Below are 25,862 nucleotides of genomic sequence, written 5' to 3'. Positions count from 1 at the left end.
CAGAAGCGCCATATTCACGCCACATTGTCGTTGGCGCGCGGCCACTACCATAGCGTCACGGCAGATCTTCGCCCGCCTCGTCCGTCATTGCGTCCCGCGCGCCGCATGCAAGCTCGCCGCCGCGCCCTTTCCAAGCTCTTCCGAACGACTCAATGTGGATAGTCAACGTTGCGCTAAAGCGGCCCTACACGTTCATCGTGATGGCCATCATGATCCTGCTGGCGACGCCCTTCGTCCTCTTGACGACGCCAGTCGACGTACTCCCTGAAATCGACATTCCCGTCGTCAGCATCATCTGGAATTACACCGGCCTCTCCGCGCAGGACATGGCCAACCGCATCACGTCAGTCAACGAGCGCAGCTTGACGACCACCGTGAACAACATCGAGCACATCGAGTCGCAGTCGCTGCAAGGCATCGCGATCATCAAGCTCTTCCTGCAACCCACGGCCAACATCCAGACCGCGATTGCACAGACCGTCGCGGTCGAACAGGCGCAGCTCAAGCAAATGCCGCCCGGCGCCACGCCGCCCTTGGTCATCAGCTATTCGGCATCGAGCATTCCGGTGATCCAGCTTGGCCTCTCCAGTCCGAAGCAATCGGAACAGGACCTGAACGACACCGCGCTCAACTTCCTGCGTCCGCAGCTCGTGACGATTCCCGGCGCCGCCGTGCCTTACCCGTACGGCGGCAAGAGCCGCGTGATTTCCGTCGATCTCGACACGCGCGCGCTGCTCGCCAAGGGCCTCACGCCCACCGACGTCGTGCAGGCCGTGAACGCCCAGAACCTGATCCTGCCCACGGGTACCGCGAAGATCGGGCCGAAGGAATACACGATCAACATGAACGGCTCGCCTGCCACTGTCGCGGGCCTGAACGACATTCCGGTGCGCACCATCAACGGCGCGACCACCTATCTGCGCGAAGTCGCGCACGTGCGCGACGGTTTCACGCCACAGACCAACATCGTGCGCCAGGACGGCCATCGCGGCGTGCTGATCTCGGTGCTGAAGAACGGCAACTCGTCGACGCTGTCCATCGTCAACACGCTGAAGGACCTGTTGCCGCAAGCGCGCGCTTCGCTGCCGCCCGATCTCAAGATCAGCGCGCTGTTCGATCAGTCCGTGTTCGTCAAGGCGGCCGTGCAGGGCGTGGTGCGCGAAGCGCTGATCGCCGCCGCGCTCACCGCCGCGATGATCCTGCTGTTCCTCGGCAACTGGCGCAGCACCTGCATCATCGCGATCTCGATTCCGCTGTCCATCCTCTCTTCGCTGATCGTGCTGCACGCGCTCGGGCAGACCATCAACATCATGACGCTCGGCGGCCTTGCGCTCGCGGTCGGCATTCTGGTGGACGACGCCACGGTGACCATCGAGAACATCGAGCGCCATCTGCACATGGGCACCGACCTGCACGAAGCCATTCTCGAAGGCGCCGGCGAGATCGCGGTGCCCGCGCTCGTGTCGACGCTCTGCATCTGCATCGTGTTCGTGCCGATGTTCTTCCTGACCGGCGTCGCGAAGTTCCTGTTCGTGCCGCTGGCGGAAGCGGTCGTGTTCGCGATGATTGCGTCGTACATTCTCTCGCGCACGCTCGTCCCCACGCTCGCGATGCTGCTGATGGGCCACGCACACGCGCCGGATGCGCAGGCCCGGCCCAATATTTTCATGCGCCTGCATCAGCGTTTCGACCGCGGCTTCGAGCGCATGCGCGCCGCGTACATCGTGATTCTCTCCACGCTGCTGGTGCGCCGGCGCCTGTTCGGCTCGCTGTTCCTGGGCTTCTGCGTGCTCTCCACGGCCCTCGTGTTCGTGCTGGGCGAAGACTTCTTCCCGAGCGTCGATGCCGGCGACATCCGCCTGCACATGCGCGCGCCGACCGGCACACGCATCGAGGAAACCGCGCGTCTCGCCGATCAAGTCGAAAACGTCGTGCGTCAAGTGGTGCCGCAGCACGAACTCTCGACGATCCTCGACAACCTCGGCCTGCCCTACAGCGGCATCAACCTGTCCTACAGCAACGCGGGCACCATCGGCACGCTGGACGGCGAGATCCAGGTCGCGCTCACGGCGGATCACGCGCCCACGCAGACCTATATCGACGAACTGCGCGCGCGGCTGCCGCGCCTGTTCCCGGGCGTCGAGTTCTTCTTCCAGCCGGCCGACATCGTCACGCAGATCCTGAACTTCGGCCTGCCCGCCGCCATCGACGTGCAGATCCAGGGGCAAAACGGCCAGGCAAACTTCGAAGCCGCGAGCAAGCTGATGAAGCAGATCCGCATGATTCCCGGCAATGTCGATACGCATATCCAGCAGAAGCTGGACGAGCCCGTCATCGATCTGCAAATGGACCGCACGCGTCTGCAACAGCTCAATCTCAATGCGAACAACGTCGCGCAGAATGTGCTCGTGTCGCTGTCGGGCAGTTCGCAGACTGCGCCGGGCTTCTGGTTCAATCCGCGCAACGGTGTCGAGTACAACCTCTCGGTGCAGACGCCGCAGTATCAGGTCTCGTCGATCGACGAACTGCTGCGCACCCCGGTCTCGGCCTCGCTCAACGGCCCCACGCAGCTGCTCGGCAATCTCGTGCGCATCGCGCCGCAAAGCCAGTTCGCGGTGGTCACGCACTACAACATCCGGCCGGTCATCGACCTGTTCGTGAGCGTCGAGGGCCGCGATCTCGGCGGCGTCGCGCGTCAGGTGAATCATCTCGTCGATGAAGCCCGCAAGACGCTTCCACGCGGCAGCCAGATCGTCGTGCGCGGTCAGGTCGAAACCATGCGCACGTCGTTCTTCGGACTCGGCATCGGCGTGGCCATGGCCATCGTGCTCGTGTATCTGCTGATCGTCGTGAACTTCCAGTCGTGGATCGATCCGCTCATCATCGTGAGCGCGCTGCCCGCCGCGCTTGCGGGCATCGTCTGGATGCTCTTCCTCACCGGCACGCATCTCTCCGTGCCCGCGCTCACCGGCGCGATCATGACGATGGGCGTCGCCACCGCCAACAGCATCCTGATGGTGTCCTTCGCGCGGCAACGGCTGAACGCCGGCATGCCGCCGCTGACCGCCGCGCTCGAAGCGGGCGCCAGCCGCATCCGCCCCGTGCTGATGACCGCCTTCGCGATGATCATCGGCATGATCCCGATGGCGCTCGGCCTCGGCGAAGGCGCCGAACAGAACGCGCCGCTCGGCCGCGCGGTGATCGGCGGGCTGCTGTTCGCGACCGTTTCCACGCTCTTTTTCGTGCCGCTCATCTTCGCGGGCATCCATGCAAGGCTCGCGCGCCGCGCCGCGCGCAAGACGCCTTCGCAGCACGACACCGCGAGCGGACAACATTGATATCGACCAGATCACGAACATGACCGAAAAGAACCACGCCTCGCTGGCGATTCCCGCGCGCGACTCCGACGAAGGCCCCGCGCTGCCGCCGCGCCATGCCGAATGGAAGCGCGCCAAGGTGGCGCTCGTCATCGTGCTCGCGCTGCTGGCGATCGGCGCTGCACGCACCGTCGTCACGGACATGGTGCATAGCCGCTCCATCGCCACGCGCACGCAGCAGAACGCGCAGCAGTACGTGAACGTGGTGCAGCCTTCCCAGACCGACGGCGGCGCCGAAACCACCTTGCCGGGCACGCTGCGCGGCTTCGTCGAATCGCCGATCTATGCACGCGCCACGGGCTATTTGCTGCACTGGTATGTCGATATCGGCGCGCGCGTGAAGCAAGGCCAGTTGCTCGCCGATCTCGACACACCCGAGATCGACCAGGAACTCGCGCAGGCCGTTGCACAGCGCGACCAGACCTCATCGAGCCTTGGCCTCGCGAAGAGTTCGCTGGAGCGCTGGCAGCAGTTGCGTCAGCGCGATGCGGTCTCGCAGCAGGAACTCGATGAACGCCAGAGCACCTACAACCAGGACGTCGCGAATCTCGCCGCCGCCGACGCCAACGTCAAGCGCCTGCGCCAGCTCGAATCGTTCAAGCGAATCGTCGCGCCGTTCGCGGGCGTGGTCACGCAGCGCAACGTGGATGTCGGCGATCTCATCGATGCCGGCAGCGGCACCAGCCGCGCGCTCTTCGCGCTCGCACAGTCTGATCCGCTGCGCGTGTTCGTGCAGTTGCCGCAGGCCTATGCGCAGAACGTGTCGGTCGGACAGGACGCCACCGTCACGCAGGCGGAACTGCCGGGCGAGAAGTTCCACGGCAAGATCACGCATGTGTCGGGCGCCATCGACGTGCCCACGCGTTCTCTGCAAATTGAAGTGACGCTGCCCAATCCCGATGGCCGCCTGCGGCCCGGCGCCTATGTGCAGGTCGCGCTGCCGGCGGCCGCGCATGCGCGCCTGATGGTGCCGGGCAACGCGCTTCTGTTCCGCGCCGAAGGGCCGCGCGTCGCGGTCGTCGATGCGAACGGGCACGTGCAGTTGCGCAAGATCGTGATTGCGCAGGATCTCGGGCAGTCGCTGGAAATCGAAAGCGGGATCGAGCAGAGCGACAAGATCATCATCAACCCGAGCGACTCCATCGCGGACGGCGATCGCGTGGTCATCGCCCCGCAGCAGAAGCAACAGGGTCAGCCAGGGCAGCAGGCCGCATCAGGAACGAAGGCCGCATCATGAAAACGCTGCTCGGCCTCACACTGGTTTCCCTGCTCGCGGCGTGCACCGTCGGTCCGGACTACCGGCGGGCCGCCGCCGACACGCCGCCCACCTGGAAGACCGATTCTTACTGGCGCGTGGGCGAACCGTCGCATGCGCCGCTCGCGCCCGACTGGTGGCAAGGCTTCGACGATGCCGCGCTGAACGCGCTCGAAACCCAGGCGCTCGCGCAGAACCAGACGCTTGCCGCCGCCAGCGCGCACTACGCGCAGGCACGCGCGACGCTCGCACAAACCGGCGCGCTCGCGCTGCCCGAGGTCGATCTCGGCGCGAACGCGTCGCGGCTGCGCATCTCGAAGAGCCGTCCGGTCACCAACTACAACACGCCGAACTCCACGACCGTGCAGAACGACCTGAAGCTCGCGCCGACGGTCAATTACGACGTCGATCTGTTCGGGCGCATCCGTCGTGAAGTGGAAAGCGCGCGGGCCTCGGCGGACCAGTCGGGCGACGACCTGGCGAACGCGCGTCTCGTGCTCACCACCGACCTCGCCAGCAGCTACTTCTCGCTGCGCGAACTCGATGCCGAACTCGACGTGCTGAACCGCTCCGTCGCGCTGCAAAAGAAGGCGCTCGACTACGTGCAGGCGCAACACGATCTGGGCGCCGTGTCGGGTCTCGATGTGCTTCAGCAACAGGCGCTGCTCGACCAGACGCGCGTGCAGGCGCAATTGCTGTTGAGCCAGCGGGCGCAATACGAGCACGCCATCGCCGCGCTCGTCGGCACGCCCGCGCCGCAGTTCGCCATCGCGCCCGATCTCGCCATGCACCCGCTGCCGGCCATTCCGCTCGGTCTGCCGAGCGACATCCTGCAACGCAGGCCCGACGTCGCTTCCGCCGAACGCGCGATGGCCGCGGCCAACGCCCAGATCGGCGTCGCGCGTGCGGCGTTCTTTCCGAGCCTGACGCTGAACGGCACGGTCGGCTGGGAAAGCACTGCGCTCTCCAGTCTCATCTCGGCGCCGAGCTTGCTGTGGACCATCGGCACGATGGCGAGCCAGGTTGTGTTCGATGGCGGACGCCGCTCCGCCGCCGTGGACTTTGCCAACGAAGGCTATGTCGCCGCGGTCGCGAATTACCGGCAGACGGTATTGGGCGCGTTCCAGCAGGTGCAGGACGGCATCGTCGGACTGTCGGTGCTGGATGGCGCGGCGAAGCAGTCGCACGCGGCCGTCGACGATTCGCAGCGCCTGCTGTCGCTCGCCAACGACCGCTATTCAGGCGGCCTCGTCGCGTATCTCGATGTCATCACCGCACAGCAGCAATTGCTCACGAGCGAACGCCAGGACGTGCAGATCCAGGGACAGCAACGCACGACTTCAGTGGCACTGGTCAAGGCATTGGGCGGCGGCTGGGACACGCAAGCTGCATCACGCGATGAAGAGATGGCCGCGACCCACGGCAACGCGCCCGCGCGCTGACTTGAAAGATGACGTAAGCAGGATGACCGCGAGACTCGTATAGTTAGCGCTAGAACAAGCTATGAACACGAAACAGAACCCTCACAGGTGCCCGGCATGAAAGTCCTGATAGTCGAAGACGAACACAAGGTGGTGGATTACCTGCGCTCGGGCTTGACCGAGCAAGGTTGGGTCGTCGACGTCGCCATGGATGGCGAGGAAGGCACCCATCTCGCCATCGAATACGACTACGACGTGGTCGTGCTCGACGTCATGCTGCCGCGTCGCGACGGCTTCGCCGTGCTCAAGGCGCTGCGTTTGCAGAAGTCGACGCCCGTCATCATGCTGACCGCGCGGGATCATATCAACGACCGCGTGCGCGGGCTGCGCGAAGGCGCGGACGATTACCTGACCAAGCCGTTCTCGTTCCTCGAACTCGTCGAGCGGCTGCATGCACTGGCGCGCCGCACGCGCGCGCAGGAATCGACGCTGATTTCCGTCGGCGATCTTTACGTGGACCTGATCGGCCGGCGCGCCACCCGCGACGGCGTGCGCCTCGATCTCACCGCCAAGGAGTTCCAGCTGCTGTCGGTGCTGGCGCGCCGCCACGGCGATATTCTCTCGAAGACCGCCATCACCGAACTCGTCTGGGAAGTCGATTTCGAAAGTCATACGAACGTCGTGGAAACGGCCATCAAGCGCCTGCGCGCGAAACTCGACGGCCCGTTCCGCACCAAACTCCTGCACACCGTGCGCGGCATGGGCTATGTGCTCGAAGTGCGCGAAGTCCGCGACCTGCGTGACATCCGGGAAGATGCGAGACCATCATGAACATGCCGTGGGCGTCGTCGCCGTCTGAACCACGCGCGCAGCGCTCCATCTCGCGGCGGCTCGCCGTGATGTTCGCGCTCGTCGCGCTGTTCGTGTTCGCGCTCGTCGGGTCGGGACTGTTCCTCGTGCTGCGCGTGCAGCTGGAACAGCATCTGCGCGACTCGCTCGACAATCGCGCGGAAGTGGCGCGGCTCATCGTCGCGCACGTGTCGAATCCGGACAAATGGAAGATCGCCCGCGAGAAGCTCGCGGACATCACGCCGCGTGACGGCTCCACGCTGTTCGCCGTCACCAGCAACGACCCGCGCTTCGAATACGGCGCGCCGCCTGCGGGCCGCGTGATCAAGCAGGTGATGGACGGCTACGTGCACTTCCGTCCGGCCGACCGCGCCTACGACATGCTGATGACCACGCTCACCATTCCACCCAACGTGGACCGGCCGCCGCTGCAACTGTTCGTCGCCATCGACTGCTCGCCGAACGTCCACACCATGCGCGCCTTCGGTCTTGCGCTCGCCGCGCTGATGGCGCTCGCCACGGTCGCGGTCCTGCTGCTGAGCTATTCCGTGGCGCGCCTCGGGCTTGCGCCGCTCACGCGCCTCTCGCGCGATGCGCAGACACTGAGCCCGAACAACCGCTCGCAGCGCCTCAACACGCGCGCACTGCCCATGGAACTCGACGATCTCGCGAAATCCTTCAACGGCGCGCTCGAACGTCTGGATCACGCCTACGGCCGGCTCGAATCCTTCAATGCCGACGTCGCGCACGAACTGCGCACGCCGGTGACCATTCTGATCGGACAGACGGAAGTGGCGTTGACGCGCGACCGTTCAATCGACGAACTGCGTCACACGCTGCAATCCAATCTGGAAGAATTCGAGCGCGTGCGCGCGATCATCAACGACATGCTGTTCCTCGCCCGCGCGGATCAGGGCGAACGCGCGACCGGACTCGTGGAAGTATCACTCGCTGCCGAGATCAATCGCACGCTCGAATTCCTGGAGATTCCGCTCGAAGAAGCGCACGTCAGCGCCGTGGCGAGCGGCGACGCGCGCGCGTTCGTCAATACCTCGCTGTTCGGGCGCGCGCTGTCGAATCTCGTGATGAACGCGATCCAGCATTGCGCGCCGGGCGCCACGATCGCCGTTGCCGTCGTGCGTGAACATGGGCGTATTCGCATCGCGGTGGCCAATCCGGGCGACCCGATCGCGCCGCACGTGATGCAGCATCTGTTCGACCGTTTTTATCGCGCGGAGAGTTCGCGCACCAACAGCCGTGAGAACCACGGCCTGGGGCTCGCCATCGTGAAGGCGGTGGCCGAGATGCATCGCGGCACCGTGGCGGCGACGAGCGCGGGCGGCATCAATACGTTCTCGTTCTCGGTCGCGCGCTTTGGCAGCGAGCCGCGCAGCATGCACGACATGGCATTGCCGGTGCCGCCGGTGGCCGCAAGCAAATCCACGGCGACCTGAATCTCACCAAGATCTCACTGGCAGAAATATTCGTCCGATGCCGCGACCGGCGCATCTGCCGTCGCCGTCTTGAAGTGGCTGTAACGCCGATACGTCTTGCCGTTCACCGTCACGGCTTCCGCCGATTCCATCTCGCCGGATGCTGCTGCAATCGCGCTGCTGTGCGCGTCCACATTGCCATTGCCCCACGCGCTCGCGTTCGTCGACATGACCGTACTGCTCTGCGCCGAGATCTGCGCAGTCACCGGATTGCCGAATGACTTCGTATCGAGCGAAGAATCCGGCGCCTGGTAGCCCCACTTCGACGTGAGCGTGCTCATGTCGATGACCTGTGGCTTCCAGCCGATCACCTTCGCGCCGATCGCCAGCGGCGACAACTCGAGCGCGACAATCTGCGTGCCGCGACGCGCGACCAGCAGGCACTTGCCACCCGACGTCTGCAACGGCACATAACCGCTCGACGGCAACAACGCGAGCGCCTGCGCATTGGGCATCGCCTGCACGCCGGCCGGGTTCGCGGCCCAGATCACGCCCGCGCTCGTCTGGGCGTGCGCGGGCGGCATCATCGCGAGCATCGTGCCTGCCGCGAGCGCGACGGCCGCCGCTATCTTCTGACTCTTCATCGCATGCCTCAGCGGGAAAACGAGGGTTGGCTCTCCGGGAACCGAAAAACGAGCCAACCCTTGAAAGGGTGAGACGCTCATGCAACGCGAAGCGTCTCCTGCTCCACTGCACTGCCTTGCCGGCGAACCGGCTGCTGCGTCACTGCATCAGCGCGACTTCGATCTTCTCACCGATCGGCGAGCTGGCCACTTCGACGCCATTGCCGGCGACATCGGCCTTGTCATGACCGCGCTGCGCCACCGGCGACGGCTGCACAACCTGCTTCGCCGATGCCGGCGCGGGCTGCTTCGCTTCGGGCGCGTCCTGCGTCTTCATGCTGACTTCAGGATGATTCGCGGCCGTGACCGGCAGGCCGAGGCGCGCGCGCACCAGCGGATCGCGATACTTCTCGTCGTCCGACAGCACGGCGTCTTCGCCCGACTTCGCGAGCGGCTTCGTCGTGCCCGGGCACAGATGGCCGGTGGCTTCGACAGCGCGGCGGTTCGAATCGCTCTGGCACAGCAGCGCGAGCGCGACATCGGTCAGGCCCATCGCGCGGAACTCGCGGGCGTCGAGGCGGCGCACGCATGCCTGATCGACCATCGTCGTGCCGCCGGTCGCGCCGAAGCCCGTGATCGAGAGGCCGAAGCTTGCCGAGCCCATGCAGGTGTCGGAGAGCGTCGTGGTCAATGCAGGCGCGGCGATGGACGGCGTCGTGCGCACCGAGTACGAGCTCTGGTTGTAGTCGACCGTGGCGCGCGTGTCATAGGCGCTGGAACCAGGCGACGAAGCCTTGCCGGTCGCATCGATGCCGTTCGCCGAACCGCTCGTGCCACTCGTGCCGCTGCCGGCCGCGCCCGTCGATGACGAGCTGGAGTTGGTCAGCGAAGGCATGGTCAGCGAGATGTTCACGTTCGACGAGCCACCCGACGCCGACGAACGGCCGCCGTTCGCAGTCGCCACGCCAAGGCCACCGACGGAAGAAGAATTCGAAGTGGTGCTGGCCGTCGAATTGGCCGACGTGCCGATGTTGTTCAGGCTCGAGCCGCCGCCCTGGCCGATGCCGGTGGACGTGGACCCGGACACCGAGCCCGACGAGGAGTTGGCCGTGGTATCGGCATGGGCGAGTTGCGCGGCGCAAAACAGAACCGCACAGGCCAGTTGCACAGTGGTCTTGTTCATTATGGTTCTCCGGAAGAAAGGGGCGCCATGCGTGGCGGTCCCGTGACACGATCTGGTTTTATTGTTATCGGGTGGGGCAAAGGACGCGTCTTGCGCTCTCGTGGCGCGTCACGACGCGGCCTTTGCCTGGCGAATGAGCCGTGGCCCGCGGGCCGCTTAACGCCAGCCGCCGCCCAGCTTGCTCCACGCGTTCGCGGCTGCGTCCGCGCCGGACAGGCCGCCTGCCTGCGACGTGCCGTGGCCGAAGCCGCCGACCGTCGACGTGTTGCTGTGGCTGGTCGTTGCGTTGGTCATGTTGCCGGTGACGCCGTACATGCCGCCCGCGACCGATTGCGCGTTGCCGTTGGCCGTGCCGTAGTCGGTGGCGGTGAAGCGGCCGAAGCCCGAGACGGAAGCCGAGGTCGATCCGCCCGAGGTCGAGCTCGAGGTGGAATTCGTGGTCGTGGCCATGGCGGCGACGGAGACAAACGAGAGCAGTGCGGCAGCGATCAGAGTGCGTTTCATGATGGACCTTCCTGGTTGACAGAATGAGATTGGAATCAGTTGTCTGTGCATCTATTTGCTTCGTGCGGTGACGGGAGAGCGGAACCGTGTGGCGGCATCCGCCGTCCGTCGCCGTGGCTTAATGCCAGCCGCCACCGAGCTTGCTCCACGCGTTCGCTGCGGCATCCGCGCCCGACACGCCCTTCGCCGACGAACCGCCGAAGCCCGCGCCGCCCACCGACGAATTGTTGATGTGACCGGTCGTCGCGTTGGTCGCGTTGCCCGTCACGCCGAAGCCCGTGCCGGCCAGTGCCGACGCGTTGCCGTTGGCGATGCCCGAGTTGGTGGCCGTGAAGGCGCCGAAGCCGTACACGGCGGCTGCCGTGCTGCCGCCCGACGTCGAGCTGGAGCTGGAGTTCGTGCCCGTGGCAAAGGCGGCGGCGGACACGAGCGAGAGGATGGCTGCTGCGATCAGTTTGCGTTGCATGGTGAAGTCTCCTGGTTTCGGCGCACGGTTTTATCCAGCTACATCGACGCCGGTATGTAGCGGGCACAGCGAATCCATTTAGTTAGGCATCCTGTTTCACCAGCTTGCTTCGAGTCCGCCCGGTTGATCCGGGCGATGTTGCAAGCGGGTGAGTCAGGAAGCGCCGGAGCGTGTGTTCAGGTTCGATACGGACCGGTCTCGCGGCGCGGTTCGGCCACGCGAGAGCGGCGTTCTCGAAGGAGCGGCGGACGTTGACCGTCCGTGAAGCGGAGCGCGGCGCACTGGCCTTCCGCTTGTCGTGCTTGTCGTGCTTGTTGTTGGTCGTTCTTCATCGCAATCCCCGTATCACCTTTTCGATGATGTTTTCAGGCTTTTGGTCTTGAACTGAGTGCCTGTGTTTTGAGTGACTGTAAGGAAGATGAACGGCCGTAAGCGTGGGAAAGCCAACACTCGACCTCACGTCCTTCCAGATCGTGAGAAATTGAGTGGGCCAACGCTCATTTGTAGGAGGGATGCGGTCGGAAACGCCCTGTTTTCAAGGGTTTCCACGGAGGCGCACGGGTTGCACGCAGCTTCACAGCGCCGGGCGGCGCTGTGTCATGAAAGGAAATGAATTACAGAAAAGTCAGGCGGCGACCCACACCTTTCCGCCCGCCACTTTCACGCGATACGCGCTGACTGAAAGCTCGGGCATTTCGAGGCATTCGCCCGTTTGCAGATCGAAATGCTGCTTGTAGATCGGCGAGGCCACGACGATGCGCTCGCCGACACTCCCCACGATGCCGCGCGACAACACCGCCGCCTGCGAGTGCGGATCGTAGTTGTCGATTGCATAAACATGCGCTTCTTCGCCCGCGAGATGAAACACCGCGACCTGCGCGCCCTTCACGAGCGCGCAGACGCCCGTGTCCGGCACGATGTCGTCGAGTTCGCACACGGCGGTCCAGTCCTGTTCGATGCGGTCGTTCATGTTGATCTCCTTGCGTTTCAATGGGTCAGACGGTCTCGACAACCACCGGTATGTCCGCGAGCTTCGACTTGCGTTCATCCGGCGTGGCGGGCCGGATCTGGCCGCGTTCCTCGACGAAGCTCACGTTGACATCGGCGGCGTCGCTGTTGACGAAGTGGCGGAAGCGCTTGCGCGTCTGCGGGTCGGTTACGGCCTTCTTCCATTCGTCCTCGTAGGTATCGACGACGAGTTGCATCTCCGCTTCCAGTTCCGCTGCAATGTCGAGCTTGTCGTTGACCACCACATCGATGAGATAGTCGAGCCCGCCTTCAAGGTTGTCGCGCCAGACGCTGGTGCGTTGCAGGCGGTCGGCCGTGCGCACGTAGAACATCAGGAAGCGGTCGATATAACGCACGAGCGTTGCATGATCCAGGTCCGACGCGAGCAATTCGGCATGTCGCGGCTTCATGCCGCCGTTGCCGCACACATAGAGGTTCCAGCCCTTCTCCGTTGCAATCACGCCGACGTCCTTGCCCTGCGCTTCCGCGCATTCGCGCGTGCAGCCCGACACGCCGAACTTGATCTTGTGCGGCGTGCGCAGGCCCTTGTAGCGGTTCTCCAGTTCGATCGCGAGGCCGACCGAATCGCCCACGCCGTAACGGCACCACGTCGAGCCGACACACGACTTGACCGTGCGCAGCGCCTTGCCGTACGCATGTCCCGACTCGAAACCGGCCGCGATCAATGCTTCCCAGATGAACGGCAACTGCTCGACGCGCGCGCCGAACATGTCGACCCGCTGGCCGCCGGTGATCTTCGTGTAGAGACCATACTGCTTCGCGATCTGCCCGACCGCGATCAGTCCATCGGGTGTGACTTCGCCGCCCGGCATGCGCGGCACGACGCTGTACGTGCCATCGCGCTGGATGTTGGCGAGGTAGTAGTCGTTGGAGTCCTGCAGGCTCGCGTGTTCCGTCTTCAGCACGAACTCGTTCCAGCAGGACGCGAGAATGTTGGCGACTGCCGGCTTGCAGATATCGCAACCGCGTCCCTTGCCGTGCTTCGCCAGCAGCGCACCGAATGTGCGATGCCCTTCCACGCGCGCGATGTGATACAGCTCCTGGCGTGAATACGGGAAGTGCTCGCAGAGGTGATTGTTGACCGCGAGACCCTGCCGCTTCATCTCCGACTTCATCACCTGTGTGACGAGCGGCACGCAGCCGCCACAGGTCGCGCCCGCCTTGCACGACGACTTGATCGCACCGATGCTGGTCGCGCCCGCGCACACCGCCGCGCAGATCTCGGCCTTGCTCACGTTGTTGCACGAACAGATCTGCGCACCGTCGGGCAGCGCTTCCACGCCGAGCGCGGGTTTCGCGCGGCCATCGCTCGAAGGCAGGATCAGGAATTCGGGCGCCTCGGGCAACTCGATCCGGTTGAGCATCATCTGCAACAGCGTGCCGTATTCCGCGGCGTCGCCCACCATGACCGCACCGTGCAGGAACTTGCCGCAATCGGAGACAACGATCTTCTTGTAGACCTGCTTGCGCTCGTCGCTGTACTGGTATGTGCGGCTGCCCGGCGTCTTGCCGTGGGCATCGCCGATGCTCGCCACATCCACGCCCATCAGCTTGAGCTTCGTGCTCATGTCCGCACCGGCGAACGCGGCTTCGATGCCCACGATCTGCTTCGCGACGATACGCGCCATGTCGTAACCCGGCGCCACCAGTCCGAACAACTGGCCCTTCCACAACGCGCATTCGCCGATCGCATAGATGTCGGCATCGCTCGTGCGACAGGCGTCGTCGATCACGATGCCGCCGCGCGCGCCGATCTCCAGCCCCGCCGCGCGCGCGATATCGTCACGCGGACGAATGCCCGCCGAGAACACGATCATGTCGGTGTCGAGATGCGTGTCGTCGGCGAAATTCATGCGGTTCGCCGCGCCTTCGCCTTCGACAATGGCCAGCGTGTTCTTACCGGTATGCACGGTGACGCCGAGTTCCTCGATCTTGCCGCGCAGCATGCGGCCGCCGCCTTCGTCCACCTGCACGGCCATCAGGCGCGGCGCGAATTCGACCACATGCGTTTGCAATCCCATGTCGCGCAGCGCCTTCGCCGCTTCCAGTCCGAGCAGGCCGCCGCCCACCACGGTGCCCGTCTTCGAGTGCGCGCCGAAGGCCTGCATCGCTTCGAGATCCTCGATGGTGCGATATACGAAGCAGCCCGCGCGATCGCGTCCTTCAATCGTCGGCACGAACGGGTAAGAACCGGTTGCGAGCACGAGCTTGTCATAGGCGAGCACTTCGCCGGTGGACGCGGTCACGGTGCGTGCGGTGCGATCGATCCCGACAGCGCGCGCATTCAGCTTGAGCGCATAGCCGGAACGCTCGAAGAAGCCTTCCTCGACCAGCGAGAGATCATCCGCGCTCTTGCCCGTGAAGAATTCCGTGAGATGCACGCGGTCATATGCGGCGCGCGGTTCTTCGCACAGCACGGTGACCTGCATGGCATCGTTGCCGCTCTCGGCAAGCGCTTCGAGAAATTTATGGCCGACCATGCCGTGGCCGATGACGACGATTTTCATGACGGGGACCTTTCTTTTCTCAGTTCGCGATGACGTTGTTGGCTGCAAGCGCGCGTTCGCGCAGCGCGGCTTCGCGTGCCTTGTGTTCGGGCGAGAAGCGCACGGCCAGCGCGCACAGCGCCGTGCCGGCGACGATCACGCCCAGCATCGAAAGCGTGGCCTGGGCGCTGCCGAGGCCTTTCATCAGGAAGCCCGCCGCGACCGCGCCGACGTTGCCGCCCGCGCCGATCACCCCGGCCACGCCGCCGAGCGCCTTGCGGTCGATGAACGGCACCAGCGCGTAGGTCGCGCCGCAGGCCATGTGGGTGAAGAGGCCGAAGACGAGCATCGAGATCACGGCGAGCGCGACGCCCGGCGCATGCGCGAAGGCGAAGAGACCGATTCCCTCGCCCGCGATCAGTACGAACAGCAGCGTGGAGCGCACGTCGAGACCGCGTCGCGCGGCCACCTTGTCCGAGAGCCAGCCGCCGAGCGCACGAGCGAACAGCGCGAGCAGGCCGAAGCTGCCTGCCGCCAGACCCGCTTCGCCGAGCGTGAGATGAAAGCGGTCGACGTAATACACGGCGGCCATGTTGTGGATGAACACTTCCACGCCGAAGCACGCGCCATACGTGACGAACAGCATCCACACGCGATAGTTCGAGCACGCGGCCAGGAAGCTTTGCCAGCCGCCCTTCTTGCCGCCATCGATGGCGATCCCTGCGCGACGCAGTTCGACGAAGTCGCCTTGCGGGCAGTCCTGCGTATAGCGCCAGTAGAAGAACGCCATGACTGGCATCGCGAGGCCCGGCACCAGCAGCGCGATGCGCCACGACGACGCAGCACCCGCGCCCAGCGCAATGGCCGCCGCCACCAGCAGCGGCACGACGGCCTGGGCCGCGCCCGCGCCGGCGTTGCCCCAGCCCGCGGTCGTCGCGTTCGCGGTGCCGACCACGTTCGGCGCGAACATCACCGACGTGTGGTACTGCGTGATGACGAAGCTCGCGCCCACCGCGCCGATGGCGAGACGGCACCACAGAAAACTGTCGTAACCCGTGGAAAGCGCCGCGCCGATCACCGGCGCCGCGCCTGCGACCAGCAACACGCTATAGACCCTGCGCGGACCGAAGCGGTCGCACATCGGGCCGATCACGAGCCGCACTAGAATCGTCACGGCGACGGCCGCGATATTGATGTTGGCGACCTGATCGGCGCTGAGACCGTATTCGCGCTTGATGAGCGGCATCAGCGGCGCGCACGCAAACCACGCGAAGAAGCACACGAAAAACGCCATCCAGGTGAGATGGAAGGCGCGCATCGGCACGCTGCGCATGCTGAAGAGATCGATCCGGGTGGCTTTGTCCATCGTCTAACCGCCAAAAAAAGAAAGGCGTCCCGCGCATCCGGCCGGTAAGCCGATGCGGGGGACGCCGTTGTCCGATGCCCGCACGTTGTTCACCTGCCGGGCGCTGTAATCGAGACGGATCGCCGTTGATCCGATGGCAAGCCATAAGGCAAGGGCTATGCCATCGGCGGCGGAATCGGCTGCAAAGGCTTGCTGGGCGGGGCTTTGCGGAGCATGTCAGGAGCGTTCACAGAGACCCGGCGCGGCGCACTTTCGATGCAGACGGGCACAGCGCTGGTGCGGCGCAGCACTGATGCCGTGCGGGACGCCGCATCGCAAAGCAGCGTTGCTCGCCTGTTTGTACCGTCTGGTTATCTTTGTTAACCGCTTGGTGAACACGCGCCATTCACATGGAGCAGGCATGCATGCGCCGAAACGGTGCTCGTCCAGTGCGCCGCGCACAAAGCGGGTGCCGCGCGCCGACCGGGATTACGCGTGCATGCGTCATGGCCTGCTACTTGCATTGACCTACGCAATGCCGCTTGCAACGACGTGAGGGGCACACGAATCCATGAGAGCAAGGACAACGGCGTCCCTTCGTGCAACAGCACGAGCGGACGCCTTTTGTTTTGCTTTTACGCTCCAGTCGAAAGAGGACATCACGATGAACACCGCGAATGGCAAAGTCACCTTGCTGAGCGCAGGTCCTGGCGATCTCGACCTGCTGACGCTGCGCGCCGCCCGCGCGCTCGCCGCCGCCGACGTCCTGCTGCTCGACGACCTCGCGAATCCGGACATCGTCTCGCTCGCGCCCCAGGCGCGCGTGATCCGCGTGGGCAAGCGCGGCGGCTGCCGGTCCACGCCGCAGGCCTTCATCGAGCGGCTGATGCAGCGTTATGCGCGCAAAGGGCTGCACGTCGTGCGCGTCAAGGGCGGCGATGCCTTGCTCTTCGGCCGCGCCGGCGAAGAGATCGCGGCGCTGCGCGAAGCGGGCATCGCGGTAGAGATCGTCAACGGCGTGTCGTCGGGCTTCGCGGCGGCGGCCGGACTCGGCATCTCGCTCACACATCGCGATCATTGCCAGGGCGTCACCTTCGTCACCGCGCATCTGCAGGATCATCGCCAGCCGGACTGGCAGGCGCTTGCCGCCACCGGCACCACGCTCGCCATCTACATGGGCATGAGCCGTATCGCTAGCATTGCGGCGGCGCTGCGCGAGGCGCTGCCCGCGAGCACGCCCGCCGCCGTCGTGCAGCATGCGGGCTCGGCGCAGGAACGGCGTCTCGTGACCACGCTCGACCGTCTCGCCGATGACGCCGCCGCAGCAGGCCTCGGCAGCCCGGCCGTGATCCTGGTCGGCGGCGCGATCGGCGAGGCGGTCGAATCCGAAATTCATGCCCGAGGGTTCGCGCATGCCGCATGACGCGGGTTCTCAAACGGCGGGCGGCGCGTTAAAGTCGTTGAAGTCTCCGCAGCCGCTTGCGCCGTTCCTCGCATGACCCCGTCTCCCCCTTCCCGCATGCTGCGCGTTCTCCTCGTCACCGACACCGACAAGCCCATCGGCGACCTGCGCGAGCAGCTCGCGCGCATGGGCTATGACATGCTCGCCGAAGTCGCCGCGCCCTCGGCGCTGCATGCGGCGGTCGAGAGCCAGAAACCCGATGTCGTCATCATCGATACCGAATCGCCGTCGCGCGACACGCTCGAACAACTCGCCGTGATGAACAAGGCGGCGCCCCGCCCCGTACTGATGTTCAGCAACGACGCCGACCAGCAATTCATCCGCGCGGCGGTAGGCGCGGGCGTCACGGCCTATTCGGTCGAAGGACTCGCGAGCGCGCGTCTTGCGCCGATCATCGAGGTCGCGCTCGCGCGTTTCGCTCATGAAGAACAATTGCGCCTGCGGCTCGCGCAAGTGGAAAACGAACTGGAGCAGCGCAAGGTCATCGACCGCGCCAAGCGCCTGCTGATGGACAAGCGCGGCATGTCCGAAAACGACGCCTACGCCGCGCTGCGCAAGCGCGCCATGGATCAGGGGGTGAAGGTTGCGGAAATCGCGCGCCAGCTGCTCGCCATGGCCGACCTGCTGCGCTGACCGACCAAGAGCATTCAAGAACCGTCATGAACCCGCCCGACACCACTTTCTCCGCGCCTGAACGCACGCATCTGCGGCTCGGCTTCGTTGCGCTCTCCGATGCCGCGCCGCTCGCCGTCGCCGCATTGCGCGAACTCGGCGCGCGCCACGGCATCACGCTCGAACTGTGCCGCCAGCCGTCGTGGGCCGCCGTGCGCGACAAGCTCCTCTCCGGCGAACTCGATGCCGCCCACGCGCTCTATGGCCTCGTGTACGGCGTGCAGTTGGGCATCGGCGGACCGCAGGCGGACATGGCCGTGCTGATGGTGCTCAACCGCAACGGCCAGGCCATCACGCTGTCGCGCGCACTCGCCGATGCGATCGAAGACGGCGCGAGCATCCGGGACGCGCTACAGGCCCTCGGCCGGCCGCCTGTCATCGCGCAGACCTTTCCGACCGGCACGCACGCGATGTGGCTCTACTACTGGCTCGCGGCGCACGGCCTGCATCCTTTGCGCGACGTGCGCAGCGTGGTGATTCCGCCGCCGCGCATGGCCGACGCGCTCGCGGCCGGCGAACTCGACGGCTTCTGCGCGGGCGAGCCGTGGAACGCGGTGGCCGAGGCGCACGGCGCGGGCCGCACGGTGGCCTACACAAGCGAAATCTGGCCGGACCATCCGGAAAAGGTGCTGGCGTGCCGGCGCGATTTCGCCGCGCTATATCCGAACACGGCGCGCGCGCTGGTGCGCACGCTGCTCGACGCCTGCGCCTGGCTCGATGCGCCTGCGCACCGCACGGAAATCGCGGAGGCGCTGGCCTCGGCGCAATTGCTGGATGCGCCGCGCGAGTTGATCGAGGCGCGTCTCTCGGTGGCCCATGGCGGCGACGCGCACGCGCTGCCGGTGCGTTTCTTCGATGGCGGCGCGGTCAACTATCCGCGCCTCTCGGACGGCCAGTGGTTCATCACGCAGTATCGTCGCTGGGGCATGCTGGACCACGCGCCCGACGATGCCGCCCTCGCGGCCGCCGTCAACCAGACCGCGCTGTATCGCGAGGCAGCGCAAGCGGCCGGCATCGCGATACCCGGGGAGCGGCGCGCCGCCACCTTCTGCGACGGCCGCGTGTGGGACGGCGGTGACAGCGCGGCGTATCTCGCGGGCTTCGAAATTCGCGCGTGAGCGGCGCCGGAGCGCCTACCATGGAAGTTCCTGCGCGCACGGGAGACACGCCATGGAACTGCTTGCGATCGGCATCGACAAGCCCGAGAACACGAATTTCATTCTTGGCCAGTCGCATTTCATCAAGACGGTCGAGGATCTGCACGAGGCACTGGTCGGCGCGGTGCCCGGCATCCGCTTCGGACTCGCGTTCTGCGAGGCCTCGGGCAAGCGGCTCGTGCGCACGTCAGGCACAGACGAGAATCTCGTCGATCTGGCCGCGCGCAATGCGCTGACCCTCGGCGCGGGACACAGCTTCATCATCATGCTCGGCGACGGTTTCTTTCCTGTGAACGTGCTCAATGCCGTCAAGGCGGTGCCCGAGGTCTGCCGGATCTTCTGCGCGAGCGCCAATCCCACCCAGGTGCTGGTTGCGCAGACGGATCAGGGGCGCGGCATCGTCGGCGTGGTGGACGGCCTGCCGCCGCTCGGCGTGGAAGCGGAACAAGACGTGCAATGGCGCAAGAACCTGCTGCGCCAGATCGGCTACAAGCTCTGACCTTTCCGACACTCGGAAAGCGCCGCCGCGCCTTGACTTGGCCGCGCAAATCGCGAGAATGAGGCCCGCCGTTGCAGCCCGGGCCGTCGCGCGCACCTGCGTGTTCAGGCGCGTTTTTCCGGCCGGGGCGCGACATCATGGAAAATAGCGGAATTCGGTGAACGCACCACGCGCGCGTTTGCCAGGTTTCCCGCGTTGTCCCTTGCTATGTCCCGTCGTCTTCGGAGCGAAGGCATGCCGTCTGCTCGCGCAGGCGCACGGAACACGAACCTGCGGGCATTCCGGCACCTTTCGCCCAACGGCACCCAACACCGGCCACCCGCGCCGCCCGAGGATCGGAGTCGTCCTCGCGCGGCCTACAGGAGCACCACATGACCGACATGAACCCAGGCTTTTTCGGCAGGATAGGCATCGCCTTCGGCGCCTTCTTCGGCGTCTTGGGCGACGCCGCCTTCGCCGGCCGCGTGCAGCGTCTGCGCGACGCGCCGCATGCGCCCGAAGCCGCGCCTGCCGCCGCAGCCCCCACCGCCCCGCAACCGCCGAAGCCCGCCGCCGCGCCGGTGCAGCCCGCGCCGTCCGCGCTGAAGGAAGCGAGCCCGGTCGCCGCGCTCCAGTTGCTGGCGCTGCTGCAACGCGACGCGCGTTTCGTCGATTTCGTCGAGGAAGACATCACCAAGTACAGCGACGCCGATATCGGCGCCGCCGCCCGCCTCGTGCACGACGGCTGCCGCGCCGTGTTGCGCGAGCACTTCACGATCAACCCCGTGCGCAGCGAAGCCGAAGGCAGCCGTATCACGCTGCAGGAAGGCTTCGACGCGGCGGCCGTGCGCCTGACCGGCAATGTCGTCGGCCGCGCGCCGTTCAGCGGCAGCATCAGCCATCGCGGCTGGAAGGTCGAGGACACGCGCCTGCCGAAGCTCGCCCCGTCCCATGATGCGAGCATCGTCGCGCCGGCGGAGGTGGAACTGTGAGCGACATCAATGACACTCGCGCCCGCTATTCGATCGGCGTCGATCTCGGCACGACGCACTGCGCGCTCTCCTATGTCGACATGAGCGCCAGCGACGGTGAAAAGACCGCGCAAGGCGTGCTGCCGGTCGCGCAGCTGACTGCGCCCGGCGCCGCCGAAGAACGCGAACTGCTGCCCTCCTTCCTCTATCTGCCGCACGACAACGAACTCGCGCCCGGCGACATGACGCTGCCGTGGACGCAGGAACGCCGCTTCATCGTCGGCGAACTGGCGCGCAGCCGGGGCGCGGGCACGCCCATCCGCCTCGTCTCCAGCGCGAAAAGCTGGCTGTGCCATCCGGGTGTCGATCGCCGCGCGGCCATCCTGCCCGCCGATGCCCCCGAGGAAGTCGAGCGCGTGTCGCCGCTGGAAAGCTCGGTGCGCTATCTGACCCACTTGCGCGAAGCGTGGAACCATCAGCATCCGGACGCGCCGTTCGACCAGCAGGACGTCACCGTGACGATTCCCGCCTCCTTCGATCCCGCTGCCCGCGAACTCACGGCCGAAGCAGCCGCCGCCGCCGGCTACACGCGCATGACGCTGCTCGAAGAGCCGCAGGCCGCGCTCTATAGCTGGATCCAGAAGTCGGCGGGCGGCTGGCGCAAGCAGGTGAAAGTGGGCGACGTGATCCTTGTGGTCGATGTCGGCGGCGGCACGACCGATCTCTCGCTGATCGCCGTGGTCGAGCGTGAAGGCAATCTGGAACTGCATCGCGTCGCGGTCGGCGAGCACATCCTGCTCGGCGGCGACAACATGGACCTCGCGCTGGCTCATACCGTCGCCCGGAAACTGGCGGCGCAGGGCACGCAGCCGGACCCGTGGCAGTTGCGCGCGCTCACCTACGCGTGCCGGTCTGCCAAGGAAACCCTGCTCTCCGATCCCGCCGCCGAAGCCGTGCCGCTCGTCGTGCCGAGTCGCGGCTCGAAGCTGATCGGCGGTTCGCTGCGCACCGAACTCACGCGCGCCGAACTGACCCAGATCCTGCTCGAAGGCTTCTTCCCGCAAGTCGATGCCGCGGCGCGGCCCGTGTCGCGCGCGCGTGTCGGCCTGACGCAACTTGGCCTGCCGTACGCGCAGGACGCCGCCGTCACGCGCCATCTCGCGGCCTTCCTCGGCCGTCAGGTGAACGCACTCGCCGAAGTCGAAGGACTCCGGCGCGAGGCGCCGCAGGGCGCGACGATGCTGCATCCGACCGTCGTCCTGTTCAATGGCGGCGTGTTCAAGTCGCCGCTGCTGGTGGAGCGCGTGATGGCCACGCTCAACCACTGGCTCGCCGCCGAAAACGCGCCCGCCGCCCGTCTGCTCGAAGGCGCGGACCTCGATCTCGCGGTTGCGCGCGGCGCGGCCTATTACGGCTACGTGCGGCATGGCAGCGGCGTGCGGATTCGCGGCGGCACGGCGCGCGCGTATTACGTGGCGATCGAATCGGCGATGCCCGCCGTGCCCGGCCTCGAACCGCCGGTGCAGGCGCTGTGCGTCGCGCCGTTCGGCATGGAGGAAGGCACCGACGCCGCCTTGCCCGCGCAGGAATTCGGCCTGGTCGTCGGCGAGCCGGTGCATTTCCGCTTCTTCGGCTCGTCGGTGCGGCGTCAGGACCAGGTCGGCACGCTGCTCGATTTCTGGCAGCCCGACGAACTCCAGGAACTGGAAGAGATCGAGGCCTCGCTGCCGTCCGAAGGCCGCACGCCCGGCGAGGTCGTGCCGGTCAAGCTGCACGCCCGCGTGACCGAAGCGGGCACCCTCGAACTCGAAGCGATTCCGCGCGGTTCGTCGGAACGCTGGAAGGTGGAGTTCGACGTGCGCGGCGGTCCGAACGCGAGCATCGATCAGGGCATGGGCCTGTAAGTGTCGCGTTACAGCGTCGGCATCGATCTCGGCACGAGCAATACGGTCGTCGCGTACGCGGCGGCCGGCTCGGACGAGGTGCGCGTGTTCGGCATCGACCAGCTCGTCGCGCCGGGCGAGGTCGCGGCGCTGCCGCTGCTGCCGTCGCTGCGCTATCACTACGCGCCCGGCGAACTCCGCAGCGAAGACCTCCACCTGCCGTGGGGCGAGATGGAAGCGGCGGCGGTCATCGGCCAGTTCGCCCGCAAGCTCGGCGCGCAGGCGCCGGGACGGCTCGTGTCGAGCGCGAAGAGCTGGCTGTCGCACGGCGCCGTGGATCGGCTCGCGCCCATTCTGCCGTGGGGCGCGGGCGACGACGTCGAGAAGATCTCGCCGGTGATCGCCAGCGCGAGCTATCTGGCGCACGTGCATGCCGCGTGGAACGAGCGCTTTCCGGACGCGCCGCTCGACGCCCAGGACGTGGTGCTGACCGTGCCCGCCTCGTTCGACGAAGGCGCGCGCGCCCTCACGCTCGAAGCGGCGCGCATGGCGGGGCTGACGACGCTGCGCCTGCTGGAGGAACCGCAGGCGGCGTTCTACGACTGGCTGTTCCATCATCGCGCGACGCTGGGCCGTGAGCTTGCACAGACGCGGCTGGTCCTGATCGTCGACGTGGGCGGCGGCACGACCGACCTCACGCTGATCCAGGTCGCAATGCAGGATGGCGAGCCGGTGTTGACGCGCATCGGCGTGGGCAACCATCTGATGCTCGGCGGCGACAACATGGACCTGGCGCTCGCGCATCTCGTCGAGAGGCGGCTCGCCGGCGATACCGCGCGGCTCTCGGCGGCGCGCATGGCGGAACTCGTCGAGCGCTGCCGGGCCGCGAAGGAACAACTGCTCGGCCAGGACGCGCCCAAGTCTGTCGCGGTCACGCTGCTGGGCGCGGGCTCGAAGCTCATCGGCGGGGCGCGCTCGGTCGAGATCACGCGCGACGAGATCGGGCAGATCATCGTCGATGGTTTCTTTCCGCAGGTGTCCGCCCATGACCGCCCGGGACGCGCGCGCGGCGGGCTGGTGGAATTCGGCTTGCCCTATGCAAGCGATCCGGCCATCACGCGCCATGTCGCGGCCTTTCTCGGCCAGCATGCAGGCGAGGCCCGCAAGGCGCTCGACCTTCCCCCCGACGCTCTCGCCATTCCCGACACGCTGCTGCTGAACGGCGGCGTGTTCCGCGCCGGGCCGCTGTCACGGCGCATCGCCCGGACGCTGTCGGACTGGCGCGGGGTGTCCGTCAACGTGCTCGAAAACGCCGATCCCGATGTGGCCGTCGCGCGCGGCGCAGTCGCTTATGCGCTGGCGCGCGCGGGTCATGCGCCGAAGATCGGCGGCGGCTCGGCGCGCAGCTTCTTCCTGTTGCTCGACGACGAGCCCGAGAGCACGCGCGGCGTGTGCGTGCTGCCGCGCGGCACCGAGGAAGACCAGCCGGTGCATCTCGCCGATCGCACCTTCGCGCTGACGCTCGGCGCGCCGGTGCGGTTTCATTTGGCGTCGTCGGTGGCGGAGACAGCCTGGCAGCCGGGCGAACTCGCAGACCTCGGCGCAGTGGGCGACTTCGTGCGGCTGCCGCCGATTGCCACCGTCATCGATGGACACGCCGGCGACGCGGCCCGGCCCCGCGAAACCGCCGTGCAGCTGACGACCTCGCTCACTGAAGTGGGTACGCTTGCGATGCACTGCATCGCCGTCGACGACCCGTCGAAGCGCTGGCTGCTCGAATTCCAGTTGCGCCATGAAGCGGCGCCGGCCGAACCAGCGGGCGCGGTCACGCATCCGGCGCTGCCGAAAGCCGTCGAACTGATCGACCGCACCTTTGGCGCGCGTTCGCAGGACGTCGGTCCGAAGGAGGTGAAGCGCCTGCGCGCGCAGCTCGAACAGACGCTCGGCACGCGCGATACCTGGGACATCGCCCTGTTGCGCGAGCTGTTCGGCGCGTTGTTCGACCGCGCGAAGCGGCGTCGGCGCAGCGCCGATCACGAACGCCTGTGGCTCAATCTGACGGGCTTCTGCATGCGGCCGGGCTTCGGTCATCCGCTCGACGACTGGCGCGTCGAGCAGCTATGGACGCTGTTCGACCAGGGCATCCAGTACAGCAACGAAAGCCAGATCTGGTCGGAGTGGTGGACGCTGTGGCGGCGCGCGGCCGGCGGGCTGTCGGAAACGGCCCAGCTGCGCCTGCTCGACGACATGGCCTTCGTGCTTCAGCCGCCCGGCACGAGCCGCTATCGCCGTGCGGCGGGCGCGGCGCGTGCGGGGTACGAGGACATGGTGCGGCTCGCGGCGTCGCTTGAACGCGTGCCGGTGGAGCGCAAGATCGAGGTCGGCGAGTGGCTGCTGACGCGCCTGAAGAAGCCTTCGGAAAACATCCAGGGCTGGTGGGCGCTGGGACGGATCGGCGCGCGCCAGCCGTTCTACGGGAGCGCGCACGGCGTGGTGCCGCCCGACGTCGCGACGCGCTGGCTGGACGCCCTGCTCGCGCTCGACTGGAAGAAGGTCGATCCCGCCGCGTTCGCCGCGGTGCAGATCGCCCGGATGACCGGTGACCGCTCGCGCGATCTTGCCGACGAGATCCGCGCCGCCGTCATCCAGCGTCTTGAAACGATGGGCGCGGCGCAGTCGTGGATCGCGATGGTCCGCGAGACGGTGGAACTGGATCGCGCGGATGAAGGCCGCGTTTTCGGCGAGACGCTGCCGGCGGGGCTCAAGCTGATTCGGTGAGGGGCGCAGGTCAGTGGCTCCGCTCAGCGCCTTCGCCCTGCTACCTCGCTCCGTAGCTCCGCCCAGTAGCCTCGCTCAGCGGTTTCGCTAAATGACTCGGCTCAGCGCATCCACTCCACGTATCCGCCGAACCCAAGCCCGAAATACTTCGTCATCAGAAGCGTTTCAGCCGCGCGATGTCTTGAATAGCGGTGGAGCGCCGCCTATGGTTATCAGTGTGTCGATCCCGACACGTCCTGAAGGAGGTCATCATGCCATCCCCACGCAAGGCTTCAGCTCAGCAACCTGCCGAAACCGAAATGTCGAGCCGCAAGAAAACGGCCGGCACCAAGGCATCGCCCGCCAAGGCCGCAGGCGCGAAAGAGATGCAGGTCACCAAGCGCACCACCAAGGCAAAACCGAAGTCCTGAGCGGTCATCGACCGATCCGCCCTCTTCATCGCGCGGGGGCAGTTCCTGTGGCTATCCTTCGACACGGCGGGCGCGGCCTT

The 25,862-nt window shown here is 66.4% G+C and carries 20 protein-coding genes; 13 read left to right on the top strand and 7 right to left on the bottom strand.

From position 1 onward, the window contains the following. Positions 1-152: 152 nt before the first annotated feature. From QCE88_RS35060 to QCE88_RS35040, 5 genes are all read left to right on the top strand, one after another. Positions 153-3,338, top strand: a complete 3,186-nt coding sequence (locus QCE88_RS35060) for an efflux RND transporter permease subunit (protein WP_309910086.1) — start codon at positions 153-155, stop codon at positions 3,336-3,338. A 19-nt stretch (positions 3,339-3,357) separates the two neighbouring features. Next, positions 3,358-4,614 carry an efflux RND transporter periplasmic adaptor subunit gene (locus tag QCE88_RS35055; protein WP_309910084.1) on the top strand — a complete coding sequence of 419 codons (1,257 nt, stop codon included), beginning with the start codon at positions 3,358-3,360 and terminating at the stop codon, positions 4,612-4,614. After that, on the top strand, positions 4,611-6,074 hold the full coding sequence (locus tag QCE88_RS35050; RefSeq protein ID WP_309910082.1) for an efflux transporter outer membrane subunit: 1,464 nt from the start codon (positions 4,611-4,613) through the stop codon (positions 6,072-6,074). The genes QCE88_RS35055 and QCE88_RS35050 overlap by 4 nt, the downstream gene beginning before the upstream one ends. A 96-nt stretch (positions 6,075-6,170) precedes the next feature. Beyond that, positions 6,171-6,884: a heavy metal response regulator transcription factor gene (locus tag QCE88_RS35045; RefSeq protein WP_309837865.1), complete on the top strand. Its 714-nt coding sequence runs from the start codon at positions 6,171-6,173 to the stop codon at positions 6,882-6,884. Further along, positions 6,881-8,356, top strand: coding sequence for a heavy metal sensor histidine kinase (locus tag QCE88_RS35040; RefSeq protein ID WP_309910081.1), 1,476 nt, complete (start codon positions 6,881-6,883; stop codon positions 8,354-8,356). The genes QCE88_RS35045 and QCE88_RS35040 overlap by 4 nt, the downstream gene beginning before the upstream one ends. A 14-nt stretch (positions 8,357-8,370) precedes the next feature. On the opposite strand, the gene QCE88_RS35035 is transcribed toward QCE88_RS35040, so the two are convergent. The 7 genes from QCE88_RS35035 to QCE88_RS35005 all read right to left on the bottom strand — a co-directional run bounded on the left by QCE88_RS35035 (position 8,371) and on the right by QCE88_RS35005 (position 15,992). Next, positions 8,371-8,979 carry a hypothetical protein gene (locus QCE88_RS35035; protein WP_309910080.1) on the bottom strand — a complete coding sequence of 203 codons (609 nt, stop codon included), beginning with the start codon at positions 8,977-8,979 and terminating at the stop codon, positions 8,371-8,373. Positions 8,980-9,118: 139 nt separating this feature from the next. After that, positions 9,119-10,141, bottom strand: a complete 1,023-nt coding sequence (locus tag QCE88_RS35030) for a hypothetical protein (protein WP_309910079.1) — start codon at positions 10,139-10,141, stop codon at positions 9,119-9,121. Positions 10,142-10,297: 156 nt separating this feature from the next. Continuing rightward, complete coding sequence (locus QCE88_RS35025; protein WP_309837859.1) at positions 10,298-10,645, bottom strand: hypothetical protein; 348 nt, start codon at positions 10,643-10,645, stop codon at positions 10,298-10,300. Positions 10,646-10,763: 118 nt separating this feature from the next. Further along, a complete protein-coding gene (locus QCE88_RS35020) occupies positions 10,764-11,111 on the bottom strand; it encodes a hypothetical protein (RefSeq protein ID WP_309910078.1) in 348 nt (115 codons plus the stop codon). Between the two features lie 625 nt (positions 11,112-11,736). Then, positions 11,737-12,081 carry a nitrite reductase small subunit NirD gene (gene nirD / locus QCE88_RS35015; protein ID WP_309910075.1) on the bottom strand — a complete coding sequence of 115 codons (345 nt, stop codon included), beginning with the start codon at positions 12,079-12,081 and terminating at the stop codon, positions 11,737-11,739. A gap of 25 nt (positions 12,082-12,106) precedes the next feature. After that, positions 12,107-14,647, bottom strand: a complete 2,541-nt coding sequence (gene nirB, locus QCE88_RS35010; RefSeq protein WP_309910073.1) for a nitrite reductase large subunit NirB — start codon at positions 14,645-14,647, stop codon at positions 12,107-12,109. Between the two features lie 19 nt (positions 14,648-14,666). Continuing rightward, positions 14,667-15,992: an MFS transporter gene (locus QCE88_RS35005; RefSeq protein WP_309910071.1), complete on the bottom strand. Its 1,326-nt coding sequence runs from the start codon at positions 15,990-15,992 to the stop codon at positions 14,667-14,669. Between the two features lie 643 nt (positions 15,993-16,635). Between QCE88_RS35005 and cobA the strand changes: the two genes are divergently transcribed. From cobA to QCE88_RS34965, 8 genes are all read left to right on the top strand, one after another. Further along, positions 16,636-17,394, top strand: a complete 759-nt coding sequence (gene cobA / locus QCE88_RS35000; protein WP_309910070.1) for a uroporphyrinogen-III C-methyltransferase — start codon at positions 16,636-16,638, stop codon at positions 17,392-17,394. A 96-nt stretch (positions 17,395-17,490) separates the two neighbouring features. Beyond that, positions 17,491-18,066 carry an ANTAR domain-containing protein gene (locus QCE88_RS34995; protein ID WP_309819810.1) on the top strand — a complete coding sequence of 192 codons (576 nt, stop codon included), beginning with the start codon at positions 17,491-17,493 and terminating at the stop codon, positions 18,064-18,066. 26 nt (positions 18,067-18,092) lie between these two features. Next, positions 18,093-19,223 carry a CmpA/NrtA family ABC transporter substrate-binding protein gene (locus tag QCE88_RS34990; protein ID WP_309910067.1) on the top strand — a complete coding sequence of 377 codons (1,131 nt, stop codon included), beginning with the start codon at positions 18,093-18,095 and terminating at the stop codon, positions 19,221-19,223. A 52-nt stretch (positions 19,224-19,275) separates the two neighbouring features. Next, positions 19,276-19,761, top strand: coding sequence for an adenosine-specific kinase (locus tag QCE88_RS34985; protein WP_309837845.1), 486 nt, complete (start codon positions 19,276-19,278; stop codon positions 19,759-19,761). A gap of 371 nt (positions 19,762-20,132) precedes the next feature. Continuing rightward, complete coding sequence (locus tag QCE88_RS34980) at positions 20,133-20,732, top strand: DUF2760 domain-containing protein (protein WP_309910065.1); 600 nt, start codon at positions 20,133-20,135, stop codon at positions 20,730-20,732. Next, positions 20,729-22,615: an Hsp70 family protein gene (locus QCE88_RS34975; RefSeq protein ID WP_309910064.1), complete on the top strand. Its 1,887-nt coding sequence runs from the start codon at positions 20,729-20,731 to the stop codon at positions 22,613-22,615. Before QCE88_RS34980 ends, QCE88_RS34975 begins: the two co-directional genes overlap by 4 nt. Next, positions 22,616-25,372: an Hsp70 family protein gene (locus QCE88_RS34970; RefSeq protein ID WP_309910063.1), complete on the top strand. Its 2,757-nt coding sequence runs from the start codon at positions 22,616-22,618 to the stop codon at positions 25,370-25,372. Positions 25,373-25,623: 251 nt separating this feature from the next. Then, positions 25,624-25,782 carry a hypothetical protein gene (locus QCE88_RS34965; protein WP_309819798.1) on the top strand — a complete coding sequence of 53 codons (159 nt, stop codon included), beginning with the start codon at positions 25,624-25,626 and terminating at the stop codon, positions 25,780-25,782. The last annotated feature ends 80 nt before the right edge of the window (positions 25,783-25,862 follow it).

It is taken from the genome of Caballeronia sp. LZ035 (assembly GCF_031451175.1).
In the GTDB taxonomy this organism is placed as follows: domain Bacteria; phylum Pseudomonadota; class Gammaproteobacteria; order Burkholderiales; family Burkholderiaceae; genus Caballeronia.
The sequence above is the reverse complement of the archived record's forward strand: the minus strand, read 5'-3'. Positions and strand labels throughout refer to the sequence as shown.